43 protein-coding genes are annotated in these 20,580 nt (G+C 46.8%); 42 read left to right on the top strand and 1 reads right to left on the bottom strand.

The features are described from left to right. Positions 1-3 precede the first annotated feature (3 nt). The 23 genes from ALO_RS11980 to ALO_RS11855 all read left to right on the top strand — a co-directional run bounded on the left by ALO_RS11980 (position 4) and on the right by ALO_RS11855 (position 10,631). Positions 4-210: a Lar family restriction alleviation protein gene (locus ALO_RS11980; protein WP_004096203.1), complete on the top strand. Its 207-nt coding sequence runs from the start codon at positions 4-6 to the stop codon at positions 208-210. Then, positions 207-656 (top strand): DUF551 domain-containing protein, encoded by a 450-nt coding sequence (locus ALO_RS11975; protein ID WP_004096201.1) that lies wholly within the window; start codon positions 207-209, stop codon positions 654-656. The genes ALO_RS11980 and ALO_RS11975 overlap by 4 nt, the downstream gene beginning before the upstream one ends. Beyond that, positions 653-1,027: a hypothetical protein gene (locus tag ALO_RS11970; protein WP_004096199.1), complete on the top strand. Its 375-nt coding sequence runs from the start codon at positions 653-655 to the stop codon at positions 1,025-1,027. The genes ALO_RS11975 and ALO_RS11970 overlap by 4 nt, the downstream gene beginning before the upstream one ends. Beyond that, the gene (locus ALO_RS11965; RefSeq protein WP_004096195.1) at positions 1,017-1,358 is read left to right on the top strand and encodes a hypothetical protein; all 342 of its coding nucleotides are present in this window, start codon (positions 1,017-1,019) and stop codon (positions 1,356-1,358) included. Before ALO_RS11970 ends, ALO_RS11965 begins: the two co-directional genes overlap by 11 nt. A gap of 270 nt (positions 1,359-1,628) precedes the next feature. Beyond that, entirely contained in the window at positions 1,629-2,054 is a 426-nt protein-coding gene (locus tag ALO_RS11955; protein WP_004096187.1) for a hypothetical protein, read from the top strand. Continuing rightward, positions 2,051-2,230: a hypothetical protein gene (locus ALO_RS11950; RefSeq protein WP_004096185.1), complete on the top strand. Its 180-nt coding sequence runs from the start codon at positions 2,051-2,053 to the stop codon at positions 2,228-2,230. The genes ALO_RS11955 and ALO_RS11950 overlap by 4 nt, the downstream gene beginning before the upstream one ends. Next, positions 2,223-2,666, top strand: coding sequence for a hypothetical protein (locus ALO_RS11945; RefSeq protein WP_004096183.1), 444 nt, complete (start codon positions 2,223-2,225; stop codon positions 2,664-2,666). The genes ALO_RS11950 and ALO_RS11945 overlap by 8 nt, the downstream gene beginning before the upstream one ends. Further along, on the top strand, positions 2,666-2,938 hold the full coding sequence (locus tag ALO_RS11940; RefSeq protein WP_004096181.1) for a hypothetical protein: 273 nt from the start codon (positions 2,666-2,668) through the stop codon (positions 2,936-2,938). Before ALO_RS11945 ends, ALO_RS11940 begins: the two co-directional genes overlap by 1 nt. Further along, positions 2,931-3,323: a YopX family protein gene (locus ALO_RS20925; RefSeq protein ID WP_004096180.1), complete on the top strand. Its 393-nt coding sequence runs from the start codon at positions 2,931-2,933 to the stop codon at positions 3,321-3,323. The genes ALO_RS11940 and ALO_RS20925 overlap by 8 nt, the downstream gene beginning before the upstream one ends. After that, positions 3,320-3,502, top strand: coding sequence for a hypothetical protein (locus ALO_RS11930; RefSeq protein ID WP_004096179.1), 183 nt, complete (start codon positions 3,320-3,322; stop codon positions 3,500-3,502). The genes ALO_RS20925 and ALO_RS11930 overlap by 4 nt, the downstream gene beginning before the upstream one ends. A 495-nt stretch (positions 3,503-3,997) precedes the next feature. Next, positions 3,998-4,192 carry a hypothetical protein gene (locus ALO_RS11920; RefSeq protein WP_004096176.1) on the top strand — a complete coding sequence of 65 codons (195 nt, stop codon included), beginning with the start codon at positions 3,998-4,000 and terminating at the stop codon, positions 4,190-4,192. Beyond that, the gene (locus ALO_RS11915; protein ID WP_004096174.1) at positions 4,185-4,595 is read left to right on the top strand and encodes a hypothetical protein; all 411 of its coding nucleotides are present in this window, start codon (positions 4,185-4,187) and stop codon (positions 4,593-4,595) included. The genes ALO_RS11920 and ALO_RS11915 overlap by 8 nt, the downstream gene beginning before the upstream one ends. A gap of 152 nt (positions 4,596-4,747) precedes the next feature. Next, the gene (locus ALO_RS11910; protein WP_004096169.1) at positions 4,748-4,975 is read left to right on the top strand and encodes a hypothetical protein; all 228 of its coding nucleotides are present in this window, start codon (positions 4,748-4,750) and stop codon (positions 4,973-4,975) included. Further along, on the top strand, positions 4,968-5,321 hold the full coding sequence (locus tag ALO_RS11905; RefSeq protein WP_004096166.1) for a hypothetical protein: 354 nt from the start codon (positions 4,968-4,970) through the stop codon (positions 5,319-5,321). Before ALO_RS11910 ends, ALO_RS11905 begins: the two co-directional genes overlap by 8 nt. A 454-nt stretch (positions 5,322-5,775) precedes the next feature. Further along, the gene (locus tag ALO_RS21435; protein ID WP_004096161.1) at positions 5,776-5,934 is read left to right on the top strand and encodes a helix-turn-helix domain-containing protein; all 159 of its coding nucleotides are present in this window, start codon (positions 5,776-5,778) and stop codon (positions 5,932-5,934) included. A gap of 153 nt (positions 5,935-6,087) precedes the next feature. After that, positions 6,088-6,822, top strand: a complete 735-nt coding sequence (locus ALO_RS11895) for a prohibitin family protein (RefSeq protein ID WP_004096159.1) — start codon at positions 6,088-6,090, stop codon at positions 6,820-6,822. 399 nt (positions 6,823-7,221) lie between these two features. After that, complete coding sequence (locus ALO_RS11890; RefSeq protein WP_169313143.1) at positions 7,222-7,614, top strand: hypothetical protein; 393 nt, start codon at positions 7,222-7,224, stop codon at positions 7,612-7,614. Next, a complete protein-coding gene (locus tag ALO_RS11885) occupies positions 7,611-7,850 on the top strand; it encodes an AbrB/MazE/SpoVT family DNA-binding domain-containing protein (RefSeq protein ID WP_004096156.1) in 240 nt (79 codons plus the stop codon). The genes ALO_RS11890 and ALO_RS11885 overlap by 4 nt, the downstream gene beginning before the upstream one ends. Further along, positions 7,847-8,287 (top strand): hypothetical protein, encoded by a 441-nt coding sequence (locus tag ALO_RS11880; protein ID WP_004096153.1) that lies wholly within the window; start codon positions 7,847-7,849, stop codon positions 8,285-8,287. The genes ALO_RS11885 and ALO_RS11880 overlap by 4 nt, the downstream gene beginning before the upstream one ends. Positions 8,288-8,327: 40 nt before the next feature. After that, a complete protein-coding gene (locus ALO_RS22495; protein WP_004096151.1) occupies positions 8,328-8,627 on the top strand; it encodes a hypothetical protein in 300 nt (99 codons plus the stop codon). Positions 8,628-8,646: 19 nt separating this feature from the next. Then, on the top strand, positions 8,647-8,889 hold the full coding sequence (locus ALO_RS11870; RefSeq protein ID WP_004096149.1) for an acyl carrier protein: 243 nt from the start codon (positions 8,647-8,649) through the stop codon (positions 8,887-8,889). A 474-nt stretch (positions 8,890-9,363) separates the two neighbouring features. After that, positions 9,364-9,879 (top strand): ATP-binding protein, encoded by a 516-nt coding sequence (locus ALO_RS20920; RefSeq protein ID WP_004096145.1) that lies wholly within the window; start codon positions 9,364-9,366, stop codon positions 9,877-9,879. A gap of 206 nt (positions 9,880-10,085) precedes the next feature. Continuing rightward, positions 10,086-10,631 carry a hypothetical protein gene (locus ALO_RS11855; protein WP_004096143.1) on the top strand — a complete coding sequence of 182 codons (546 nt, stop codon included), beginning with the start codon at positions 10,086-10,088 and terminating at the stop codon, positions 10,629-10,631. Between the two features lie 16 nt (positions 10,632-10,647). On the opposite strand, the gene ALO_RS11850 is transcribed toward ALO_RS11855, so the two are convergent. Further along, the gene (locus ALO_RS11850) at positions 10,648-10,851 is read right to left on the bottom strand and encodes a helix-turn-helix domain-containing protein (protein ID WP_004096140.1); all 204 of its coding nucleotides are present in this window, start codon (positions 10,849-10,851) and stop codon (positions 10,648-10,650) included. 167 nt (positions 10,852-11,018) lie between these two features. Between ALO_RS11850 and ALO_RS11845 the strand changes: the two genes are divergently transcribed. The 19 genes from ALO_RS11845 to ALO_RS11760 all read left to right on the top strand — a co-directional run bounded on the left by ALO_RS11845 (position 11,019) and on the right by ALO_RS11760 (position 20,487). Continuing rightward, positions 11,019-11,246, top strand: a complete 228-nt coding sequence (locus ALO_RS11845) for a hypothetical protein (RefSeq protein WP_004096139.1) — start codon at positions 11,019-11,021, stop codon at positions 11,244-11,246. A 78-nt stretch (positions 11,247-11,324) separates the two neighbouring features. Continuing rightward, positions 11,325-11,570 carry a hypothetical protein gene (locus ALO_RS11840; protein WP_004096136.1) on the top strand — a complete coding sequence of 82 codons (246 nt, stop codon included), beginning with the start codon at positions 11,325-11,327 and terminating at the stop codon, positions 11,568-11,570. 43 nt (positions 11,571-11,613) lie between these two features. Continuing rightward, positions 11,614-11,817, top strand: coding sequence for a hypothetical protein (locus ALO_RS11835; protein ID WP_004096134.1), 204 nt, complete (start codon positions 11,614-11,616; stop codon positions 11,815-11,817). Between the two features lie 301 nt (positions 11,818-12,118). Continuing rightward, a complete protein-coding gene (locus ALO_RS22490) occupies positions 12,119-12,289 on the top strand; it encodes a hypothetical protein (protein WP_004096130.1) in 171 nt (56 codons plus the stop codon). Positions 12,290-12,441: 152 nt separating this feature from the next. Beyond that, positions 12,442-12,762 carry a La RNA-binding domain-containing protein gene (locus ALO_RS11830; RefSeq protein ID WP_004096122.1) on the top strand — a complete coding sequence of 107 codons (321 nt, stop codon included), beginning with the start codon at positions 12,442-12,444 and terminating at the stop codon, positions 12,760-12,762. A 48-nt stretch (positions 12,763-12,810) separates the two neighbouring features. Further along, complete coding sequence (locus tag ALO_RS11825) at positions 12,811-13,113, top strand: hypothetical protein (protein ID WP_040293270.1); 303 nt, start codon at positions 12,811-12,813, stop codon at positions 13,111-13,113. A 5-nt stretch (positions 13,114-13,118) separates the two neighbouring features. Further along, positions 13,119-13,556, top strand: a complete 438-nt coding sequence (locus ALO_RS11820) for a plasmid mobilization protein (RefSeq protein ID WP_004096120.1) — start codon at positions 13,119-13,121, stop codon at positions 13,554-13,556. A 171-nt stretch (positions 13,557-13,727) separates the two neighbouring features. Next, complete coding sequence (locus ALO_RS11815) at positions 13,728-14,021, top strand: hypothetical protein (RefSeq protein WP_004096119.1); 294 nt, start codon at positions 13,728-13,730, stop codon at positions 14,019-14,021. 83 nt (positions 14,022-14,104) lie between these two features. Next, positions 14,105-14,875, top strand: coding sequence for a hypothetical protein (locus ALO_RS11810; RefSeq protein ID WP_004096117.1), 771 nt, complete (start codon positions 14,105-14,107; stop codon positions 14,873-14,875). Continuing rightward, complete coding sequence (locus tag ALO_RS11805; protein ID WP_004096114.1) at positions 14,850-15,209, top strand: hypothetical protein; 360 nt, start codon at positions 14,850-14,852, stop codon at positions 15,207-15,209. Before ALO_RS11810 ends, ALO_RS11805 begins: the two co-directional genes overlap by 26 nt. Positions 15,210-15,430: 221 nt before the next feature. Further along, a complete protein-coding gene (locus ALO_RS22100; protein WP_139025385.1) occupies positions 15,431-15,766 on the top strand; it encodes a hypothetical protein in 336 nt (111 codons plus the stop codon). A gap of 136 nt (positions 15,767-15,902) precedes the next feature. After that, positions 15,903-16,169: a hypothetical protein gene (locus ALO_RS11795; RefSeq protein ID WP_004096111.1), complete on the top strand. Its 267-nt coding sequence runs from the start codon at positions 15,903-15,905 to the stop codon at positions 16,167-16,169. A 239-nt stretch (positions 16,170-16,408) separates the two neighbouring features. Beyond that, complete coding sequence (locus ALO_RS11785; protein ID WP_004096104.1) at positions 16,409-17,074, top strand: putative metallopeptidase; 666 nt, start codon at positions 16,409-16,411, stop codon at positions 17,072-17,074. Then, positions 17,013-17,450 (top strand): phBC6A51 family helix-turn-helix protein, encoded by a 438-nt coding sequence (locus ALO_RS11780; RefSeq protein WP_083821086.1) that lies wholly within the window; start codon positions 17,013-17,015, stop codon positions 17,448-17,450. The genes ALO_RS11785 and ALO_RS11780 overlap by 62 nt, the downstream gene beginning before the upstream one ends. After that, positions 17,434-18,846 carry a PBSX family phage terminase large subunit gene (locus ALO_RS21775; RefSeq protein WP_083821085.1) on the top strand — a complete coding sequence of 471 codons (1,413 nt, stop codon included), beginning with the start codon at positions 17,434-17,436 and terminating at the stop codon, positions 18,844-18,846. Before ALO_RS11780 ends, ALO_RS21775 begins: the two co-directional genes overlap by 17 nt. Before the next feature lie 92 nt (positions 18,847-18,938). Further along, positions 18,939-19,202 (top strand): stage V sporulation protein S, encoded by a 264-nt coding sequence (locus ALO_RS11770; protein WP_004096098.1) that lies wholly within the window; start codon positions 18,939-18,941, stop codon positions 19,200-19,202. A gap of 296 nt (positions 19,203-19,498) precedes the next feature. Further along, on the top strand, positions 19,499-19,657 hold the full coding sequence (locus ALO_RS22485) for a hypothetical protein (RefSeq protein WP_004096094.1): 159 nt from the start codon (positions 19,499-19,501) through the stop codon (positions 19,655-19,657). A gap of 139 nt (positions 19,658-19,796) precedes the next feature. Beyond that, positions 19,797-20,006 carry a hypothetical protein gene (locus tag ALO_RS11765; protein ID WP_004096092.1) on the top strand — a complete coding sequence of 70 codons (210 nt, stop codon included), beginning with the start codon at positions 19,797-19,799 and terminating at the stop codon, positions 20,004-20,006. Between the two features lie 4 nt (positions 20,007-20,010). After that, the gene (locus tag ALO_RS11760; RefSeq protein ID WP_004096089.1) at positions 20,011-20,487 is read left to right on the top strand and encodes a hypothetical protein; all 477 of its coding nucleotides are present in this window, start codon (positions 20,011-20,013) and stop codon (positions 20,485-20,487) included. Positions 20,488-20,580: the final 93 nt, after the last annotated feature.

Here is a 20,580-nt window from a genome sequence, read left to right as displayed (position 1 = left end):
AGCATGAAATTGACAGTGAAAAACATCTGCGCAGAACTCCTTAAAGAAGAAAACAGCATATGCCCCTTCTGCGGGGCTGATGCTGAAATCTGCGCTTTGGGTGGCAAGAAACAATACGAGGTCAGGATTGTTTGCAATGATTGCGGCGCCCGGATAGACTTCCGGGACTGGCTGATCAAGTTGGAACGAGGGGAGGAGATGGGAAAATGAGCATATTAGACAGGCTTAATCGGGGAGAAATAACCGTCAGTATCGGGGTGGACAATCACAACAGAACCGAAGATCAGATTATGGCGGCGGGGGAACTTCTTGAACTGGCCATGGCAGGGGATCGCATGCGGTGGATACCGGTTACAGAGAGAATGCCGGAAGGCGGGGAGCCGGTTATTGTCGCGGTAGGAAAACCGGAAAGATACGTCTTAAAGTACGCAGCTTATGTACCATCGGGCATTGAGGAAATAGAGATTGGAAGGTTTGGGACCATGTTTGCGTCAGATTTTGCGCAGGGAGACGATTACACGCCCGAATTTATTCCGGAAGGGTGGCATGAAATCCAGAATCTATTTGGTGATACTGAACTTTTGCTTGAAGTGGACGAAAATGTATTTGCATGGATGGAGCCGCCAACATTGTCGGGTAGGGAGATGGCGAGATGACATTGGATGAGCATATTTATTCTTGCTCCGGGACAGAGCATGGATTGGAATTGAAAAGGTTGTTACAAGAACTGAAGCACCGCCGGGAAACCGAGATCAGGCCGGCGACGCGGTTTCTGGGAAATACGCTATTGCAGCAGATCGGGCACGTTCAGAGTGAGAACCTTGAAGAGAAAAAAGCGCTTGAATGGTACCTTGCACATCCTTCCCCGAAATCGAAAGAGGAATATGCGATGGAACTTGTTGACGGTCAGATGAGCCGGGAAACCGAACTTGCAATCCTGGGGTATGACGATAAGGCCCGGGCGGAAGTCAGGCGGAAGGTGATCGAAAAGAATGCGGCGAGGGGGTATTACGAAGATGCCAGGTAAAAGGGGATTTGAAAATACGTTTAAACCGTACAAACCGGACGGAATCCAACTCATTGCTGCCGAAAGAAATAGGGAAATAGCTCCAAATCTGCGGCATGATTATGACGAATTAGCTTTAGCTGCGGCAGCATATGCCATACCGGCCAGGCTGAGAGAGCGTTTTGCGGATAGAATTGGCGGAAGCATAATAATCTGGTGGCCTTGGCAAATAAGATGGTGGCGACCAACCCCAGACAACCGGATTCGCGAATTGACCAAGGCCGGGGCGCTGATTGCGGCCGAGATAGACAGGTTGATTGCCGAGGGAGGGGTGAGCGGCGATGAGTTGTAAACATGATGGCGGCTTTGCTGTAATCAGATCAAAAGAAACTGGTAGATTAATGGACGCGGTATGCGAAGATTGTAATGAATCGCTCCTTGTGATTATCGAGGGGCAACGTGATAGGATAGAAGCACTAGAAACTGCCATAAAATCCATACAAAAATCCCCACGGATAAATTCAGCCGTCAAGCGGATTTGCGTGCAGGCGTTGGGGGTAAGCGGCGATGAGTGAAACAACCTGCGTTGAATATCAATGCTCATTAAATGAGGTGGAAGAGGATGATTGAAAACAAAACACTTCTGGAAGAGTTGCTTACACGGCCTAAAACAGGCTATCCGAACCTTGACCGGATATACGACAGATTGCGAGGAATACCCGGTTGGGCCAGGGAGTTGATCGGAAAGCTGATGATTGATGTTGAGTTGCTGAAAAAAGAGGGTGTTGGCCTGCGGCGGCAATGCGATTCGTTGCGCGGTACTATCCAGACTATGGCTGACAATCACGTCGAGGAAAAGGCAAGGTTGGAGCAGGAGCGGGACGCCGCCCAGGCCAGGGTGGCGAAACTGACGGCGGCGCTGGAAGAAATTGCGTGGATTGAAGTTGACGACAAGAACGATTGGATTAATCGTCCTGAGTTGTATAACGTTGTCATAATGTCCCGCGTGGCCCTCTCCGCCCCGAAGCGAGAGGAGCGCGAAGCATGAAACTGCGCTACAAAGCCCCTGAATGGATGACAAAAGAGCAGATAGAGCAGTTAAACGATGTCGCTAAATTTTGGGGACTTGGAATGATGGAGTGCATGTTGAACGAAATGATTAGACGCCATGAGGTGGCACTAGCCATTAAACAAAGACAAGCGAAGGAGGAACATGATGGGTGACAAATTACCCGAAAACATAGTCCAACTATCCACTTTCCGCATCAATCGAGGGAAAGAAAAGCATTGCTCCTGCTATGAGTGGATGACCTTCCCCAAAAAGCCGCTTGCATTTGAATTCGATCCAAAAAACCGAGAAGTATTCTGCCGGCATTGCGGAAATAAGATCGATGCGTTTGACGCGATGCTCCTGTGTGCCGAACAGGACGAACGGAGGAATAGCGAGCTTAAACAGCTTTTCGAACAGGCCAAGGAACTATCCGAATACAAGCCATGGCTGATACGAGCGCGTGAATTCGAACGGGAATTACGGGCAGGGATGATACCGATATGCCCACACTGCAGTCGAGGTATTTTACCGGAAGAACTTACCAGATGGGGAAATAAAGAGCGTGAACTGCAGGCGAGAAAGTTTCAAAAGCAAAAGGAGGAATCCTGATGGACAAGATGACGTCGGAGAAGGCGATAGAGATACTCAGAGACAAATTTATAGAGTTTTATCCGTCGGTTGCAGGCGTGAAGCCAATATCAATTCGCAGAGCAATGGAGATAGTTGATTTCATCAAGGATCAGCAGTCCCGAATTGTGGAGTTGGAGACGGCATTATTGGCAGCCAAGCCATGGCTTGAAGACCGCGGGAACGATGTGGGCGATGGTTCTGTTCTAACTTTACTATACGAGGCATTGAAGGAGCGTGAAGCCGGTGAGTAGGGAGATAAAATTCCGGGGGAAAAGCTTAGCGACCGGCAAGTGGGTAATTGGGTACTTAGTTAAGATGTTCGGTGTAATATCGATCATGCAGTTCGGTGACGAAAACACGGTTTATTCTGTTGATCCGGCCACGGTCGGGCAGTATACCGGATTTCAAGATCTTTACCGAGGCGATATCTGCAAGGACGAAACGGGAGCAATAGTTGAAATTATATGGTCTGACCGCCACCAATGGGCCGGACTGGTTATAAAAGGACACCGCTTATCTCAAGGGCAGACTTTCCCGCTATGGCAATGGGACCCGTCAAAAGCGGACTTAGGGCAGAAACTTGAAAAAATCGGCACTAGGTGGGACAACCCGGAACTGTTAGGAGGCGCGTCGTGAAAACAGAGCGGGAAATAAGGGATGAAATCGAAGCTACGCAACGAGCCGCTCAAAATTGCCGTAGATCGTATCAGAACAAGAAGATATCCCAAGAAGTCCTAAAAGACATGCTGATTGACTGCCAAGCAACCGAAGATGCTTTGCGTTGGGTACTTGGCGAAAACGATCGGTATGATTAGGAGGCGGTCAGGATGGTGCTTGAAACACGGTATATACAGTTAGCCATGTGCCCCAAAAAGAAAAGGGAAATAAATATAGCCAAATGTGACAAATGCCCTCACTTAATTGGACAAAGCGATATGTGGCACATCGAATGCACTTACAAGCCGAGGAAGAGGGGAGGCGACGGAACAAAATGAAAATAGGAGAATTGGATCAGCATTGTGCGAATTGCAGTGTTGGGGAGTTTTGCGGAAGTCCATGGGGGTATTGCCTTTGTCGCGATGATAGGTTCGTCGCCGTAGAGGACAGCGAATACTGGGATATTGCCCAAGCCGCTACAGCAAAACCTCTTGACGTTTGTAATGGGTGCAATCGCCCGGATTGCGAACCGTATAGATACAGCGACGTTGATTACGCGGATGAATCCTGCGAATACAGCGACGAAGCACGGGATTATCGTTGCGAACAGATAGCGGACTATGCAGAGAATACCTTGGGGGGAGGCGGTAAGGATGCCTAAGACTGGGTTTATTTGTGTCTGCGGTGAACCAATGCGATATATCCATGGTGATGACGGATGCGGCGACATACGGTGCATTGCCTGCCTGAGATCGTCGGGATATTGCGGGAGTATTTCGGAAGCAATGCGCGAATACGAGCGGATCAACGGGAAAAATCCATTAGAGGCGGTGAAAGACGATGCGTGACCGGGCCAGGGAAAAGGAGATTATGGCGGCCAAAACTCCAGGAAAATGTCTGTACGAATACCAGGAGGGAGACGGCCATGTGCTGCGAATGGGGACAGCCTTAGTAAGTCGAGCAAGCTATGAAACACAGCACATTATCAATTATGATCATAACCTTTACCCCGAAGATGGCGAACAATTTGACGAAGCGAAAGCGAATGCCCAGTTTATTGCCAGGGCGTGGACCGGCTGGCCGGAGGATATGGAAAGGTTGGAACGGTGCGAAAGAATGCTGAAACGTATTCAATTTTGCTGCGGTCAAATATATGGAGTTTGCCTAGTGTGCAGGAGGGAACGCGATGCTGGGCATAAGCCCGACTGCGAACTTGCCGAACTGCTGCCGAAGGAGGACGTCCATGTTTAATTGCCCGTCAGAAAAAGAATGCCAGAGGAAATGCCAATTATGCGGGGAGCATCCGGGAACCCATGTCATCAAAAACAAAATAAACGGAACAACATTAAATATATGCCATGTCTGCCTGACTGAACTGGGCATAAGAAAGGAGGCTGACAGTGATGTGTGATTGCCAAAATAGAGTTTGTACCGAGCTGAAAAAAGCATTTCCCACGGCGCGTAGAGTTATTATGCCAGTGGAACTTTTGTCGAACCGTATTTATATCGAAGCCACAGCGGATGTTATAGGTGAAAATGGTAAGTTAAAAGATAAAAAAATCAAGGTCATGGTCAGTTATTGCCCGTTCTGCGGTGAGAAATACCCGGAGAAGGGAGAAGAAAGTGTATAGAAATGTCGATCTTAAAAGACACCTTCCGTTATTAGGCTGCTTGTCGCTATTCAATTTGATTGATGCGTTAGTGTTATATCCATATGAAATAAACTATAGGGTCGTTGTGAGGTCCGAACTGCCCCGGTTGTGGGAAGAAGCGGATGACGCGAAGCTTACCTTTGACGATAAGGTAATAGATGTAAAACCATATGTTATCAAGATATTGAGGGATATGCGAGACGAAATAAACGCAGCAGAAGCGGCGGCGCAAAAGGCCATACGAGAACTGGAAGAGTACAAGAAAAAGAATAAGGAATTTGAACTGTTCAATAAGTTTAAGGAGGATCGAGGATATGGTAGGTGATGACTATGACTAAGTATCTTGCCGATTGCGACCAGGCTACCCGGTATCAAGTGTATCACAATACTCCCAATGACACGGCGGCGGCCCGGTTATTAGGAGTATCGCATAAGATATTTTCGACTTGGCGTAAAAATGCTGGACTACCAAAAAAGCGAGATGGCCGCACAAAGAAGATGGATTATTCCCTGACACTATCAGGCGGAGTACCATTCCGGAATGTTTTTCAGGGGGTCGAGCGACAAAAATGCGAGATATACCTGAAAATGATTGCTACTGCAGGGCAGGACCGAAGCCGGCCGATCGGGGATATATTGCATGCAATACATGTTTATTCCCAGGGAGCAGATATTATGGGACTTGGCTGACTGTGTCCCACTTAGGCACGGGATACGGCTCCTGGCTCCACTAATTACCATAAGGAAAGTGAGGAAGTATCAAATGGGGGGTACTGATTATGGACCAAGTACCGCAACAGATTGAACGAAAAGAGCTCATTGTCCAAGCACTGAATGCCTCAAGGAGAATTAGTCAGGCCGCGATTAAACTCGGCGTCACAGAGCGGCACCTTCGGAGGTTGATCGAAAAGTACAAAATCAATAGCCGCTGGCATTAACGGGTAATCGCAGGATGAAACATTCCTGCGATATTTTTTTGGGAAATACGGGAAATGTCCGGTTTCGGACATATGTTGTGGTTTAAAATTGCATTAGACACAATATATGGTGATAAAAGAAAATAATTATTCATTGAGAGGGGAAATAGGACTGTGAAAAAATCATTAATTTTGGGAGTGTGCGGGGTCTTTTTAATCATCATTTTGTTATTCGGCATGATAACAACAATTGAAACCGGTGAACGCGGGGTAATAACCCGCATGGGCAAGTTACATGGGATCATGGACGAGGGCTTGAACTTTAAACTGCCGTTTATCGACAGTGTGAAGAAAATGAGCATCCGAGAACAGAATTTTCCTCTGTCCTTGGAGGTATCTAGTAAGGACATGCAGACAATTAAGGTGGATGTGAGTTTGGTTTATGCCGTGAACCCCGGTGAAATCGGAACAATCTATCAAAGATTTGGCACTGAATATCAGACTATTTTGGTGTCGCCGACGTTGGCCGAAACTGTTAACTCCATGGTTGCGGAATATCCGATTGAATCATTTGTGGAACGGCGCCAAGAAATTAGCGCCAGGATTAAGGCAGTATTTGTTGAAAAAACGACTGGCAACGGTCTAGTTGTCAAGGATCTCTTGATTACTAATCATGATTTCAGCGACGAATATAATCATGCAGTAGAAGCCAAGAAAATCGCAGAACAGGGAGTTTTAACGGCACGGTATAACAAGGAGCGGGTTGCCCTGGAGGCTGAGGCTCAAAAGACGAAGCATACCAGCCTGAGTCCGATGGTATTACAGGAAATGGCGATTAATAAGTGGGATGGAAAGCTGCCGGCTTATTGGGGTGGCAATACGCTGCCGATGCTGAACCTGAACAAGTAGGCACAATGAAGCGAACGCCACTAAAAAGAAAGACGGCGCTCCGAGCTAAAACGGCGTTAGGGTCCAAAACGAAGCTGAGAGCCCGGGGCAAGAAAAATAAGCCGGGGCGGATAGCCGGGGAAGCACTTGCGAGGCTCAATGAGGATATATGGGAACGAGATGAGGGTAGATGCATTATCTGCGGCAGGCCGGTTCATCAGGGAGTAAAATTTCATCACGAACCTACTAAATCACATGGGGGAAAGGACCGGTTGGAAGACGGCTGTGTTCTTTGCCAAGATGGGCCTGACCCGTGCCATTATCGACGGCATTTTGGGAAGGATGGAAGCCAGGATATTCGGCAGAGATGTTTGGATTACCTGTATGGATTGTATCCAGACACGAAATAGGGGGTTGGCTATGGAAACTATTGAGGGAGAAATAGAAGTTCTAAAACACAACATAGCTGTGCGACTAGACGATTATATTGCCAGCATACGTCTATGGCGAGATGAAAATTATCGTCACAAAGAGATAGTATACCGATTGACTTGTGCGGTTGCGTCGATATTCATGGACGAGATCAATATCCGCTATCCGACTACATGGTGGGATGGGTTCAAAGAACAATACTTCCCTGCGTGGTTTCGAAAACGGTTCCCCGTGCGATATACGGAACACAATTACTCGGTTAAGGAGTATTTCCCTAAGATGCCGATCAGAGACGATCAGGCGAAGGTGTATTTTGTGAGGCTCCAGACTCCACTGTTAGCCTACCAGGAAAAAGAAATCAAAAAGGGGGAAGCAAATTGAAAGCGACAGGAATTGTAAGGGAACTGGATGATCTCGGAAGGATCGTAATACCCAAGGAATTGCGGCGAATTTACGGCATTGATACTGGAACGCCAATTGAAATTTTTACTGACAACGACAAAATAATTCTCCGCAAGTACAGCCAGGTGTGCGCCGCCTGCAATCATCCCGAGGTTGTGAAGGAAATCGGTCATATCGGTCTGTGCCAGAAATGTGTTGGCCAAGTAAAACAATGACTGCCGAACAGTTAGTCCAGCACTGCCAAGCATTGACGAACGTTTACCGGGTTATCGCCGAACTTGAAACACAACCGCTGACTGAAAAAGATTTGATCCTCGATAAACTGCAGTACATAAGCGCGGTGAAGGCCAGAGTAGGCCGGCTGGCTGGGGAAGCGCTGGAATTGGCCGGAATAGCCGAAGCGGAAAGAAAGAGCGGAACGGCTGAAGACTGGGTAAGCCGGCACAGGGAATATATCACACAAAGCCAATCCTTTACCGCCAAGCAGCTCGACATGGAAGCTGAAGCGGCGGCAAAGGAAAAACGGCTGGCAGAAGCGAGGGCCCTTGGACTATACGAAAAACTCAAAAACTTGCGGAGTGACCTGGAAAGTGTAGAGAACACACTCAAATTCCGGGGCCGGATGCTTTTCGGAGACTGGAAGGACGCATAAGGGGATAGGTGTATGAAAAAGAAGTGGAGTGTGAGTACCATTGATTGAGATTATTGAGCGTTCCTGCTACAATGAAACCTTTGGCACTGAAAAATTACCTATCGCTAAGGTTGAAAAGATGGAAATTAACGGATTAAGGGTCCAGGCGAGTTATAATTCGGATGGACATTTAGTCGTAAGAGCACTTCAAGGGAAAGGGTCTGATGGATATCCAAATGACACACTAGTAGTCTTTGATCAGGCTGCCAGTGATGTGATTATTTCATTCTGCCGAACGATCGGTATCAATGAACAGTTCGTTAACCTGGTGGCTAAGCATGCCACTCAACTGCCGTTTTAAGCGAGTGGAGGTGGGCGCCATGACTGTGTTCGAGAGCATTCAGGAAATCATTATGAACCAGACGAAATGCAATATGGCGGATGTGACTATTGAAGCCGATCTGGTTCGGGACTGTGGCTGTGACTCATTAGACTTGCTGGAGATCGTCCTAGAAGTAGAAGACAAGTACAATATCGACGTGACTGAGGAATCGGCCGGCAAGTGGAAAACCGTCCGAGATCTTGTGGAGCATGTGAAAAAGGCGGCAGGAATTGATGAGTGAACGATATGACTCATCATATGATTCGTATTGGGCATTGGTTTTATCGTCAACCCCGGACTTCCCGGGGCCGTGTGTGCTGAAAAGTCAAAGCAAGCGTGAATTGCACATTTTAGTTCGCCAGGCAAAGTGGCGGCGAAGGAACAAAGCTAAAACACAAAGAGGTTTAAGAGGATTGACTTTCTACGCGGGAGAGTGAACAGTAATGAGAAAATTTTTGAGCATGATAATTCTGGTTGTCGTAATGTTTGCGGCGGGATGCACAAGTCAAAACGCTACAAAGAACTTCGGTGGGGAAACCGTAATAGAGTTGCCAGCCAAGACAAAATTCGTAAATGTCGAATGGAGCAAAAGTGACCTTTGGATTATTCAACGGCCCATGCGGACAGAAGAATATCCTGAAACAATCACAATAAAGCAACATTCTTCATGGGGCGTGTTGAGCGGGACAATCATAATTAAGGAGAGTCGGTAGCAATGGATAGAGTGGGCTTAGAACCAGGCAACTTAGTTATCACTGTCGGACTGCCTTTGAGCGGTAAGAGTATATTAGCGCGGCGGTGTGCAGAGTCTGGCCCCAAAATTGTTGTCGTGTGCCCGGATACAATTCGTTTGGCACTGCATGGTAGTCAGTTTGTGGGTAGCGCAGAACCGTTTGTATGGGCTATCGCCCAAACCATGGTCAGAACCCTTCTAAAAGAAGGATATACCGTTATCGTTGATGCAACAAATACAACGGTAGAGCGGCGCCGGATTTGGGTGCAGATGTCCAAAGAATTCGGCAAGCGGGTAGCTATCTATCATGTGGATACTGATTATGCAACTTGTTGCGCGCGAAATCAGCGGCATGGGCGACTGGATTCGGCGATTATTGACCGTATGCATCGACAATTCGAACCGCCTGCAAAAGCGGAAGGTGATATCTTTACGGCAGCACAGGTCGAGAAGTATCTGGATGAGTCAACGGATGACTGTGACGTCACTGATAGGTAAAAAGTAAATAACAGACAAATAGCGTCGTGGTTTCGAAAGCCGGACGCTATTTTAAGGTGGTGGATACATCGTAACTGGGATAAAATGCGGAACGTGCAAGTATTGGGACCCGAGCAAAAAAGAACCGAAGGTCTGCAAGAGATGCGCCCATCCGAGGGGATGGAACGGGACCGTTAGGCCATTTTGGAAAAGAAAAGAGGTGCAATATGGGGGAGAAAGCAACGTGGTATCCAGAGACAGAAAGAGTCATTAGGTTATATTTTTGCAACAAAAGCCGGCTGGATCGCCTAAGGGCTACTGAGAAGACCCTGCAGGCCAATCTGTATGAAATCCAGCAGACACTGGGCAGTTACAAAAGAATCCCCGGGTTAACAGCAAAATATGGGCTGTGTATCGGCGGCGGGAATATGAATGCTGGACTTGAATCCCTCATGGGGGAATATGAGGAGCAGACTGAGCAGATTGTTAAGCAGATGGGGAAGACAAGCCGGCGACTGATAAAGATCCAGTGCCGGCGAAGAGAACTTGAAGAATGGGCGGCGCCGTTCGATGCGTCCATTGAAAGACTGAGCCGGGAAGAGCAGACACTGCTGGAACAGAGATACACATACCGGCGGAGCAATTATATTATTGCGGAACTTCTGCATTGCAGCGAGTACCGGGTGCGGTATATGTTGTCCGGGATCATTACGGAAATGGCCGGGTGGGTACGGCCTAAACAAAAGGCAGAAAACAAAAGAACCCCGGACTAGATCCGAGGTTCTTCTTTTATTCGTCTATGTACTCCATGATGTCACCGGGCTGACAGTTGAGGGTTTTACAGACACGGTCAATGATTTCTATATTGACTGTTTTATGTCCTGATAGCTTAGCCACAGTGGCGCTTGAAAGACCGGTTATTTCGGCGAATTGGCCCTTCGATATTCCCTGCCGCTGCAGCATATCCAATAACTTATAGTATTTTATTGCCATGATGCACCTCCTGCCTATAGACTACCACTATTTCAAACGTTTGTAAATATATTTATGCGATCGGTGATTTATTTTCGCAAACGCACTTGACAAGAATTTATATACGCGATAATATTTAATTAAACACAAAGATAAATTTACAAATACATAATACGGAGGCGGTAAGGATGAAATTAAAAAATATTGTTGTATTAAAAAATCAAAATAGAACTGTTTTAAAAAGATTAAACAAACAAACTGGTGTTTATTGTTACGTCATTATATTAAATGATAAAACTAGAAAACCATTTATACTAACCGACATGTATGGAAGGCAAATGCTTTATAAAAACGGCGTTGATTTCCGGCAATTATCGCAAAAACAATCTGGAAAGTTTGAGATTTGGAATAAATAACATTGCAGAGCGACGGCCTTCGGGCCAAATAAATAACCGGCGGGTAACAAGCCCGCCGCGAAGGGGAGAAAAAAGCCAATGAAATACAAATACAACGTCTATAATAACTACCTCCCAAACCGACCACACATAATGACCATCGAAGCGAACAGCCCGGCAGCCGCCGTTAAAAAGGCATATTTCGATTTTGTGCTGCAGGAAGGTGGCAAAGTAGAAAAGACCAGGCGCGGCAAAGGCTACACCAACACGGCAATCTACATATATTTGCCGGAGCAGGTCGCTGCAGGAGCCGGGCCGGAATGGACAATGGAAAGAGTATTCTGATTCAGCCCCGGCCTAGCCGGGGTAATGCGGAAAGGAGAAAAAAATGAAAACATGGGACGTATTGGTAACGAGAGATTGCACAGAAAGTACGATTATCCAAGTACAAGCGCAAACACTACAGGAGGCTATGGACTTAGCCGTGGGAAAAGCTCAGCAAGATTATACGCTGACTTGGACAAGGGACGGCAGCGAGGATATTCCCTATATAGTAGACGATAGTTGCGTTGAAGAAAATGACCCCGCCTGAAGATGGCTACACGGGAAGTGTAAAAGTGAAAGGATGGATGGAGAATGTTTGCAAAGTTTTGCCCCTTCTGCGGAAAAGAAACTGTATCCAGCACCCGCCCTGCATATATCGAAATTGGAGAATGGGACGAACATGCAGATAAGTGGGAAGAAGAGTACGGAGTAAGTGAATATGTTTGCAGTGAGTGTAATTGCAGGTTCTTTGCCTAACCCCGCCTGAATGAGAGCTTGGAGGGACCAGGCCGAAACCTACCGGCGTTCGCCGGGATGGTCGCGGGATACCGTAGAAAGGATGAGTGTCCATGGCAAAGATTAGTGAGTCGATGAAAGGGACGACGGTAAAACAGAGGGCCAATGCGGCATTTAACGAGGAAAACGATCTCTTTTGTGAATACCGGGAGGCGCCGAAAGATGATCTGGCACTACCCGGCATAAGAAAAACGATCAAGATGGTCCAAAAATCCCTTTCTTAACAGATGCGCCCCGGACTTCGGTCTGGAGCTTTATTTTTTCTATAAAAAGTTTCAATTCCTTATTGACGTTGAAATAATTATGGTATATACTTAAATTAAAGATAAGGGAGAGCGCAGGAGCGACAAGGCTCCGGCTTACGGAGGAAATGAAAATGAAAAGCACGATTCAGTTTGAAACTATCACCGACATTCTGAGCGAAGAACTGTACCAAACCCGATACATGATCGGGCAGATCGACGAAAAACATTACATCTACATATGGACTTGCCGCACAGGAGAAGAAGTAGTTGAAGTATCAACCGAAATGTTAAACTCGCCGGCCCACGACCACGGTGCTATGATCGGAACCGCTCAAGAGATCGCAGACCATATTGAGGTTTGTGTAGGACTCCACCGAGACGACCCCGACGAAGTTACCGCAGAAGCAGCCGAGGAAGTTGTAGCCGAATTACGCGAAGCCCTTGGCCTGTAAAGAATACGCCGAGCCGGGCGGCTAAACCCGGCAGAAGGAGGAATGAAAGTGGAAAATTTTGAAAGGGTTTTAGCCAAAATGAAGGGTCGAACTAATACTATAAATCATTTTGAAAAAGAGGCAAGTTCCGACCCGGTTATAATTCGCGAACTGGAAAACGCCCGAGCCTCCATGCATTGGGCGGTGGAAATTCTTAACACAACCGACTTAGATCATCATTGGTTTTTTGAACAGGATACTATTTTTCATGAATGGCACGTAGGCCGGGTAGCGTACCCCAGCACGGGGAGATCATGGCTTATCCCGCTGGATGTTCCGAACATTTATGGCGAATACCCCGAGGAGGAGTGACACGTATGTCTAATTGTCCATTTTGCGGCCGGCCGACCATCGGCCGCGCCCGAATATGCGAGTCAACAGAATGTGCCAAGCGACAGCAGGATTCATGGTTTGATGGCCAGATTTCAGTTCCGGACGGATTTCTTACGGCAGCCGACTTCGCGAAGGAAAGGGGAATATCCCGTCAGATGGTGACTCGAAACTGCACGAACGGGAAATATCCTGGAGCCTTCCAAGACCCGCAGTCTGGCCGCTGGTATATCCCCGATGACGCTGCCAGCAGTGGAAAGGTTGGCAGGCCGCCGGTACTGGACCGGCGAAAGGCCAGGCAGCCGATAAAGGCCACAGACGCCGAATGGAAAGGGATTGTCGAAAAGGCAGCCGTAACGGGACTGCCGGTAAATGAATACATGATTCGAAAGGCTCTCGACAAGCCTATCAATAAGAAAAAATAGATTAGCCCCGGCTCTGGTCGGGGCCTTTATTTTTTTGCAAATAGATAAAAATAACCACAAAAACATATTGACACATATACGTATATATAGTAATATATAATCAAGAGGTAAGGAAATACCTCAAATAAACTGAGACGGCTGGCACAGCGCAGCCGCAAGGAGGATAATATTATGGATTTGGTAAAAACGGAAAGAGAATTTGGCAGCGTGGAGTTTGAAGGCAAAAAGTACATCCTAACCAGTCAAGCAGACCTTACCGGCAGATTAATCCAACACAACGGCTACAATGACCCGGATGACAACGGCGATTATGATTTTGAGATGTCGGCCAGTGCGGTTGACGAATGCGGAGATGAATACACGGTGTACTGGATTTTTAACACCAGAAAAGACGCAGACGGCGTTGATAAAGAACTTGACCAGTATGATTATGACGAGGTTGATCGGGTAGTAGAACGGTACTAAAAACACATGCCGAGCCGGGCGGCGAATCCCGGCGCAATGAATGACGGGGCCGCAAGGACCCTGCAATATTGGAGAGAAAGATAATGGAAACAGATAAGTGCTCCAATTGCGGCATTAGAGACGCCCAAATCAAGGGACTCTGTCAAACATGTTACAAAAAAGCGTACCGGCAGAGCTTTATTGATAAGGGCATTTGCCCTGTATGCCGCAAAAATCCTCTGGCAGAAGGGCTTGCGACATGCGAGCAGTGCCGGGAGAGGATTAAAAGGGTAAAGCGCAAGGAAATGGCAAATAACGGCCCTCCAAATGGCTTGTTTTGTAGATATTGCGATAAACCTTTAACTGGGCATGCTCGTGTTGTCTGCGATGACCCAGAGTGTTTGCGCAAGAATCACAACAAAAAAGAAAGGGAAAATTATGAAAATAGAAAGCCTCAGCGCGACTTTGGGAAAAATATTACTTGGATTAGTAAAAAAGGTGTGCCTAAAAAGAACACGATTTACAGGGATAAAACACCCTTGCTAAAAATATCCAAGCATAACATGCTGTCTTTTAACCCTGCGGCGAATCTGCAAAATACAATTGGTTGTGGAGTAGGGGACCGTATTGATGTAGGTATCGTGGGTGATGATGCAAAGACCATAGCCGTCAAAAAAGGGAAAACGTATAAATTGACAAAACAGCCCCGGGGGAGCGCACTGTATGTTGTGTCAAAGCTAACAAAGGACGCTTTGGTGGAATGTGGGATTAAACTCCCCGCAACATATAAAATATCTTACATGGAAGAGTTTAAAATGCTTATATGCGAATTACAGGAGGGACCAAACTGTGAAGAAAACAATATGGATGAATGACCCGCTGATCCGCCTGCAGGAATCACTTCCGGACGCGTCAAGCCCAAAGAATAGACGATCCGGTGGATTTAGTCAGAGACTAGGGGACGTGGTGGAACGGTATGAAATAATGCTCAAACTGACTCCGGCACCGGCACTGACCGAGGAAGAAACGATGATCATGAGCGAAGTCGTCTGCGGCAGTATGGTCAGCGATCTGAGCATAAAATACATGCAGGACAGTATTCTGGACGCCGCCACCGGCACAGCGGAGGAAAGGAAGGCTCTGTCTGAAAAGGCTGCTGGGTGGTCGCCGACAGAGCGCCTGGCGTTGATCGAATCGATGGGACAATGATGACCGAGGATTGGATCATAGGGTTTGTCTGGGGCATTGGAACTATATCCGATGCCCGTCTATATATCCGTTATCACGATAGGGAACTTTTGCAAACCATAGCTGAAACGATCAATACTAGGTCACGTCCGTTCAGTCCGACAGTCGGCAAAATAGGTTTGCGCATACGTTTGGATCATCCCTTTTGTCAAAAGCTATTACAACTGGGGTGGACGGGGCGAATGGATAAGTCCAGGCTATACCCTACAGGAGAAATCGATCATATTGAGTTTATCCGAGGATACTGCTATACAAAAAGCGTTGTAGATACCTGGAAGAGAAAGACTAGAAAGGGTGATGTTATTCGATCGCCGCGTTTACGTATTTATGGCAGTCAGGATATTGTCTATCATATTGATCAGTATTTTGCGAAAAACATTGGCACTACCCCGAAAAAGCCGGCATTGCACACAACGAAGCAGGGTGATTGTTGGGTAATTTACTATCTATCAATTAAAGAAATACCGGTATTGGTAAGCATACTGGAATTATCACAGAAGAGTATACAAAAGCAGTGACCGTGCCCCTGCCGAGAGGTAGGGGCTTTCGTTTATTTACCATCAGCCAACTTCTTTACAAAACGTTTGTTCGGTGATATGATGATAACAAACACATGTTCTAAAAGGAATGAAGGAAGAATAGGGGGCGGCAACTATGAAATATACCGTTAAGGGCATGATACACGGACAAGACGTAGAGGTGACATGGGAAGATGGACGCCTAACGGGCGATCCTGATGTTATTAGCCTGGTGCAGTTAAATGCCATGGCTAAAGAGGGGACGGAGGTTGGTTGGGAAGGGCAGCGAAAGACCAAAACAAATCACTTAGACGACCCTGGGACAGCCGCCTATCTCATATACATAGAGATGGACGAGGTAACCGAATTTATAGGTGATAAGCTACTAATTGCTGCCGGGTGAAAATCATCGCAAAACAATCGCAACAAATAGGAGAAAAGCAGATATAATAAAAGTGTGGATGAACCGAAAATCCACCATGCTGTTGCCCTCCTTTCATACAATGCCCTGGGCTAGTACACCAGGGCAGAAGACAAAAGCCACTCAGAATAAATCTGGGTGGCTTTATTATTTGCACGAGGAAGTGAAAGCGATGTGGATTAAACTTAATCAACAGAACATAGCGAAGTCGGTGGGAACTGATGTATGTAGAGGGAGATAGAGTCATTGTCCCAGTCAAAGGAAGGATAGTAACGAGACGCTCCAAAACAGAAATGGAAGTAGATGAGAAAAAGCGGTTTGACATATCGCTGGAAGTCCCCGGACATGATGGATACCTGGAGAAGGATTATAATACCGAAGAGATCCAGTGCTATGATTGTGAAATATCAGAAGAGCTACGGCAACTAGGAGACAGAGTTATCTCCAAAAGGCCGGAGCTCTTTTATATTGATGAGTATATCGGCAGGGAGAACATTTGCTATGTGCTGTCATACGAACCGAAGATAGACAGAAAAACCGGTGGAGTAGTATTTGCTGATTGCCGGATGGTTACAGGGCCGTTTAGGGCACTGATGGATTACCGGTATATAGTGACGTTTTACGATCCGCACGTCCAGGACTTGACGGAAAACCAGAAAAAGGTATTGATGCTGCACGAGTTGTTGCATATCAAGGACGATGGAAAGATTAGGCCCCATGATATAGAGGACTTTTCGATGATACTAAGGCAATACGGCCTTGATTGGAATGACCCGTACAGGACGATAGATATTCCTGACATATTGAGTGAATACGGTGGTGGAGATGATGACGCAGGAAAAGCAAACGAAAAAAAGCCAGGAAAGAAAAAGACCAAAAACCGTTAGTGTTTGGACACCACGGCCTGAATTGGTCAGAGTGACTGAGATGCTTTTAAATCCTGACGATAGAAGGTCAAAGGCGGAGAAGATAAAAGCCGCTGGACTAACAGAACAGGTTTTTTACCGGTGGATGAAGGATGAAAGGTTTGTAAACTATCTCAATAAACAGATCGATAAATACACCAACAGTGAAATAAATGAAGTCTGGAAGGCACTGGTGCGCAAATGCAAGATAGGTGATACCAGCGCAATAAAGCTGTTTTTCGAACTAAAAGGTCTATATAAGGACCAAAAACAAATCGAGCATACCGGCAAAGATGGTAAACCGATAGAAACTGAAACCCGTATCATTATAGATTACGGCGATGGTGCAGATGGCTAATGTCATTCGCGTCCAGTTTAATCCCATTTTTCGCGAATTCAACAGGACAAGGTGCCGATATCGTGCGGCAAAGGGTAGTGCCGGTAGCGGGAAGTCGGTCGATATAGCCCAGGACTTTGTTGTAAAGCTGATGGATGATAAATACGCCGGAGCGAATCTCCTGGTAGTCAGAAAGATTGACGAATCAAACCGAGATAGCACATACGCAGAAGTCAAGGCCGCAATCAACCGTGTTTGCGGTGACATGGCTAGTGCGTTGTGGACAGTTAGGCAGAGCCCGCTTGAAATGGTGTGCAACAAAACAGGAAATAAAATCATCTTTCGTGGCATGAAAGACGATAGCCAACGAGAAAAGATTAAGTCCGTCACGTTTGAACGTGGGAAACTCTGCTGGATATGGCTTGAGGAAGCCACTGAGTTCGATGAGGACGATGTTGACATCCTTGACGACCGCCTGCGCGGCGAACTGCTGAATCCTAATTTGTATTACCAAATGACATTCAGCTTCAACCCGGTTGACGCGAATCATTGGATTAAAGCGAAATACTTTGATATTGAAAGTCCTGACATTTTTACGCACCATAGCACATACCGAGACAACCGGTTTATTGACGAAGCATACTATCGACGCATGGAACTGCGTAAGATTCAAGATCCAGAAGGGTATAAAGTATACGGCGAGGGAGAATGGGGCGTCACTGGAGGACGCTTTTTTACTTCCTGGAGTAAAACGATCCATGTGTGCAAGCCTTTTGCAATCCCGACAGGATGGTTGCGGTTCAGGTCGATGGACTGGGGGAGTTACCGGCCATACGCAGTTGGGTGGTATGCGGTTGATTATGACTCCATGATTTGGAAGTACCGTGAATTGTATGGCTATGGAGGCAAGCCGAACGTGGGAACTGGAGAAAACGCCAGGCAGGTTGCAATGAAGATAGTCGAGGCAGAAAAGGAAGATAGGGAAATTTCATATGGGGTACTTGATAGTGCGTGCTGGAATGCATCTGGTACGACTGGGCCTACTGTGGCCGAAGAAATCAACAATGTTTTGTCAGAGTATAAAAAGACCACATTCGCTAAATCAGAGAAAGGCCGGGAAAATGGTGCAGAGCAGCTGAAGTTGCGACTGGATGGATACAAAGGGCGTGATGGTAAACAGGTTCCGGGGATCGTCTTTTTCGAGACTTGTTTCCACAATATCCGTACTATACCGGTCTTAACGCATGATAAGCGGCAACCTGAGAAGGTCGATACAACCGGAGAGGATCATTGCTTCGACGAAACTGCCTATGCCTTGACGTCACGACCGTGGACGCCGAAGAAGCCAGAACCAGAAGGCAAGCGAGACGCATACAGTCGCAAGCGTGACAATGGACTTGACTGGATGGCAATGTAAATAGTTATACAATTCCGTGCATAAAATGATCAAAATGCCGGGGTTATATAAAAATAAAACGAAAAATTATTCAAAAGGGAGAGAAGAAAATTATGAGTGAAATGATTAAGGTAGCTGCAAAATCCGATTCTAACAAGGTGGCCGGCGCGATTGCCGGCATGATTCGCGACGGGAAAAGCTTTGAGATCCAGGCAGTAGGCGCAGGAGCATTGAATCAGGCTATGAAAGCTATTGCGATTGCAAGAGGGTTTGTGGCGCCGAATGGAATTGACCTTGTTTGCGTGCCAGCGTTTGCCACGGTGGAGATCGATGCCCAAGAGCGGACGGCGATTCGGCTGATTCTGAAAACAGCATAGGATAGGATGGAGACTGCCACAATGCGGTGGCAGGGGGTGGGATAGGGGTATGGTGTTTAGTCTTTAGGGTGATAGGCCCCGTCGAAAGGCGGGGCAGTTCATTTCCTCCAAAGAAAAAAAGTAAATGCAAAGGAGAAAATATGGACGCAATACTCAAAATTATTGTTTCTACCTGCATAATCATGTCTCTTGTCTCAGTGATTGGCATGGACGACTATGTGAGAGCAACGTACTTCATGTCGTGGGCGATTTTTAATTTAGTACTATTGTCATGGGACCGTTAGGGGGAAGGTAAAATGTCTGACGTTATAGGCAAAGTAGTGATCAATGGTGAGCCCTATGCCGTAGTCAGAGACAGGATTTTAGACGTTGAGACGGAGATTGTAGAGGTAGGATTGCGCCTCATGCAGACGCCGCCACCCGAAAATCTTACCGATTACGGTAAACAACGATGATTTTATTGTAAACTTAACGGTATTTCCCAAACATAAAGCCTGCAAGGCCAGTAAAATCAACAAAGTGCAATTTACATAAGAATGGTTATTGGTCGCAACGATGATTATTAGTCGTGCAGGATATGGAGTAGTGATAGTGATGAACAGGCCTAAAATTACATCGATCATTGGTGTGCGTGGAGAAGCTGGCCGCGCAATGTTTATTGACCATGTTGTTTTCTTCGACGATGGGCGGCAAATTAAAGTAAGGGAGTCCGTCAAAAAACGTGGTCAGCACTTATCAAGGGCAGAAATTGCGGAAATGGCGATAGAATACCGGAGAACCCGGGCGACTATGGGAGGGGAATAGCAGTATGGAGATACCGGCAATAATTTCAATTAAGTCTGATCTGGTTGATTCCGGCAACGCCAGAGAATATGTCGTGACGTTTGCGGACGGAGATGCTTACGGATTCATAACGCAGGATATCAAAGAAGACATGGCGGCTGTTATTGCTGCCGCCATCTGTCGGCGAAAATCCGAGATGATCGACGCTAAACGATCCCGCCAGGGAGAACCTGTTGGCACAATGCTGCATCAATGCCACGATATTATTTTTGGTGATTGGAAAATAAAAAAATACAATACTGGATGGAGACTGTATGCGCCAGATACGTACTTTAATGTCGCGATTGCTTATTGCCCATTCTGCGGAAGACGACTACCGCAAGCAGGGGAAATGCTGTATCGGTCCCCGGCTCCGACAGACCTATCTACTGTTTCCCATGACGGCAAGATGATTTGCTGGCAAGAAGGAAATGTTAATGGGCAAGGGCCGGAGGGCGAATAAATGGAACGGACCATCATTGACTGGATGTTCGAGCATCCTTGGCTGACGACTTTTATTTTGTGGGCGTTTGCCGCAGCTCTTGGACGGAGATCC

The sequence above is a fragment of the Acetonema longum DSM 6540 genome (genome assembly GCF_000219125.1).
GTDB lineage: Bacteria > Bacillota > Negativicutes > Sporomusales > Acetonemataceae > Acetonema > Acetonema longum.
Note: the sequence above shows the minus strand (reverse complement) of the source record. Positions and strands in the feature narration are given on the sequence as shown.

Bases quoted from the DNA above. Each gene is read 5' to 3' on its own strand.
- ALO_RS11980 (WP_004096203.1), top strand. From the start codon at position 4: ATGAAATTGACAGTGAAAAACATCTGCGCAGAACTCCTTAAAGAAGAA.
- ALO_RS11880 (WP_004096153.1), top strand. From the start codon at position 7,847: ATGACTGCCGAACAGTTAGTCCAGCACTGCCAAGCATTGACGAACGTT.
- ALO_RS11820 (WP_004096120.1), top strand. From the start codon at position 13,119: ATGTCTAATTGTCCATTTTGCGGCCGGCCGACCATCGGCCGCGCCCGA.
- ALO_RS11965 (WP_004096195.1), top strand. From the start codon at position 1,017: ATGCCAGGTAAAAGGGGATTTGAAAATACGTTTAAACCGTACAAACCG.
- ALO_RS11975 (WP_004096201.1), top strand. From the start codon at position 207: ATGAGCATATTAGACAGGCTTAATCGGGGAGAAATAACCGTCAGTATC.
- ALO_RS11950 (WP_004096185.1), top strand. From the start codon at position 2,051: ATGAAACTGCGCTACAAAGCCCCTGAATGGATGACAAAAGAGCAGATA.
- ALO_RS11810 (WP_004096117.1), top strand. From the start codon at position 14,105: ATGGAAACAGATAAGTGCTCCAATTGCGGCATTAGAGACGCCCAAATC.
- ALO_RS11850 (WP_004096140.1), bottom strand. From the start codon at position 10,851: ATGGCAATAAAATACTATAAGTTATTGGATATGCTGCAGCGGCAGGGA.
- ALO_RS11910 (WP_004096169.1), top strand. From the start codon at position 4,748: ATGTGTGATTGCCAAAATAGAGTTTGTACCGAGCTGAAAAAAGCATTT.
- ALO_RS11835 (WP_004096134.1), top strand. From the start codon at position 11,614: ATGAAAACATGGGACGTATTGGTAACGAGAGATTGCACAGAAAGTACG.
- ALO_RS22100 (WP_139025385.1), top strand. From the start codon at position 15,431: ATGGATAAGTCCAGGCTATACCCTACAGGAGAAATCGATCATATTGAG.
- ALO_RS11785 (WP_004096104.1), top strand. From the start codon at position 16,409: ATGTATGTAGAGGGAGATAGAGTCATTGTCCCAGTCAAAGGAAGGATA.
- ALO_RS11955 (WP_004096187.1), top strand. From the start codon at position 1,629: ATGATTGAAAACAAAACACTTCTGGAAGAGTTGCTTACACGGCCTAAA.
- ALO_RS21435 (WP_004096161.1), top strand. From the start codon at position 5,776: ATGGACCAAGTACCGCAACAGATTGAACGAAAAGAGCTCATTGTCCAA.
- ALO_RS11940 (WP_004096181.1), top strand. From the start codon at position 2,666: ATGGACAAGATGACGTCGGAGAAGGCGATAGAGATACTCAGAGACAAA.
- ALO_RS11970 (WP_004096199.1), top strand. From the start codon at position 653: ATGACATTGGATGAGCATATTTATTCTTGCTCCGGGACAGAGCATGGA.
- ALO_RS11945 (WP_004096183.1), top strand. From the start codon at position 2,223: ATGGGTGACAAATTACCCGAAAACATAGTCCAACTATCCACTTTCCGC.
- ALO_RS11760 (WP_004096089.1), top strand. From the start codon at position 20,011: ATGGAGATACCGGCAATAATTTCAATTAAGTCTGATCTGGTTGATTCC.
- ALO_RS11795 (WP_004096111.1), top strand. From the start codon at position 15,903: ATGAAATATACCGTTAAGGGCATGATACACGGACAAGACGTAGAGGTG.
- ALO_RS21775 (WP_083821085.1), top strand. From the start codon at position 17,434: ATGGTGCAGATGGCTAATGTCATTCGCGTCCAGTTTAATCCCATTTTT.
- ALO_RS22485 (WP_004096094.1), top strand. From the start codon at position 19,499: ATGTCTGACGTTATAGGCAAAGTAGTGATCAATGGTGAGCCCTATGCC.
- ALO_RS11920 (WP_004096176.1), top strand. From the start codon at position 3,998: ATGCCTAAGACTGGGTTTATTTGTGTCTGCGGTGAACCAATGCGATAT.
- ALO_RS11845 (WP_004096139.1), top strand. From the start codon at position 11,019: ATGAAATTAAAAAATATTGTTGTATTAAAAAATCAAAATAGAACTGTT.
- ALO_RS11840 (WP_004096136.1), top strand. From the start codon at position 11,325: ATGAAATACAAATACAACGTCTATAATAACTACCTCCCAAACCGACCA.
- ALO_RS11855 (WP_004096143.1), top strand. From the start codon at position 10,086: ATGGGGGAGAAAGCAACGTGGTATCCAGAGACAGAAAGAGTCATTAGG.
- ALO_RS20920 (WP_004096145.1), top strand. From the start codon at position 9,364: ATGGATAGAGTGGGCTTAGAACCAGGCAACTTAGTTATCACTGTCGGA.
- ALO_RS11780 (WP_083821086.1), top strand. From the start codon at position 17,013: ATGATGACGCAGGAAAAGCAAACGAAAAAAAGCCAGGAAAGAAAAAGA.
- ALO_RS11890 (WP_169313143.1), top strand. From the start codon at position 7,222: ATGGAAACTATTGAGGGAGAAATAGAAGTTCTAAAACACAACATAGCT.
- ALO_RS11815 (WP_004096119.1), top strand. From the start codon at position 13,728: ATGGATTTGGTAAAAACGGAAAGAGAATTTGGCAGCGTGGAGTTTGAA.
- ALO_RS11830 (WP_004096122.1), top strand. From the start codon at position 12,442: ATGAAAAGCACGATTCAGTTTGAAACTATCACCGACATTCTGAGCGAA.
- ALO_RS11915 (WP_004096174.1), top strand. From the start codon at position 4,185: ATGCGTGACCGGGCCAGGGAAAAGGAGATTATGGCGGCCAAAACTCCA.
- ALO_RS11765 (WP_004096092.1), top strand. From the start codon at position 19,797: ATGAACAGGCCTAAAATTACATCGATCATTGGTGTGCGTGGAGAAGCT.
- ALO_RS11770 (WP_004096098.1), top strand. From the start codon at position 18,939: ATGAGTGAAATGATTAAGGTAGCTGCAAAATCCGATTCTAACAAGGTG.
- ALO_RS22490 (WP_004096130.1), top strand. From the start codon at position 12,119: ATGGCAAAGATTAGTGAGTCGATGAAAGGGACGACGGTAAAACAGAGG.
- ALO_RS11870 (WP_004096149.1), top strand. From the start codon at position 8,647: ATGACTGTGTTCGAGAGCATTCAGGAAATCATTATGAACCAGACGAAA.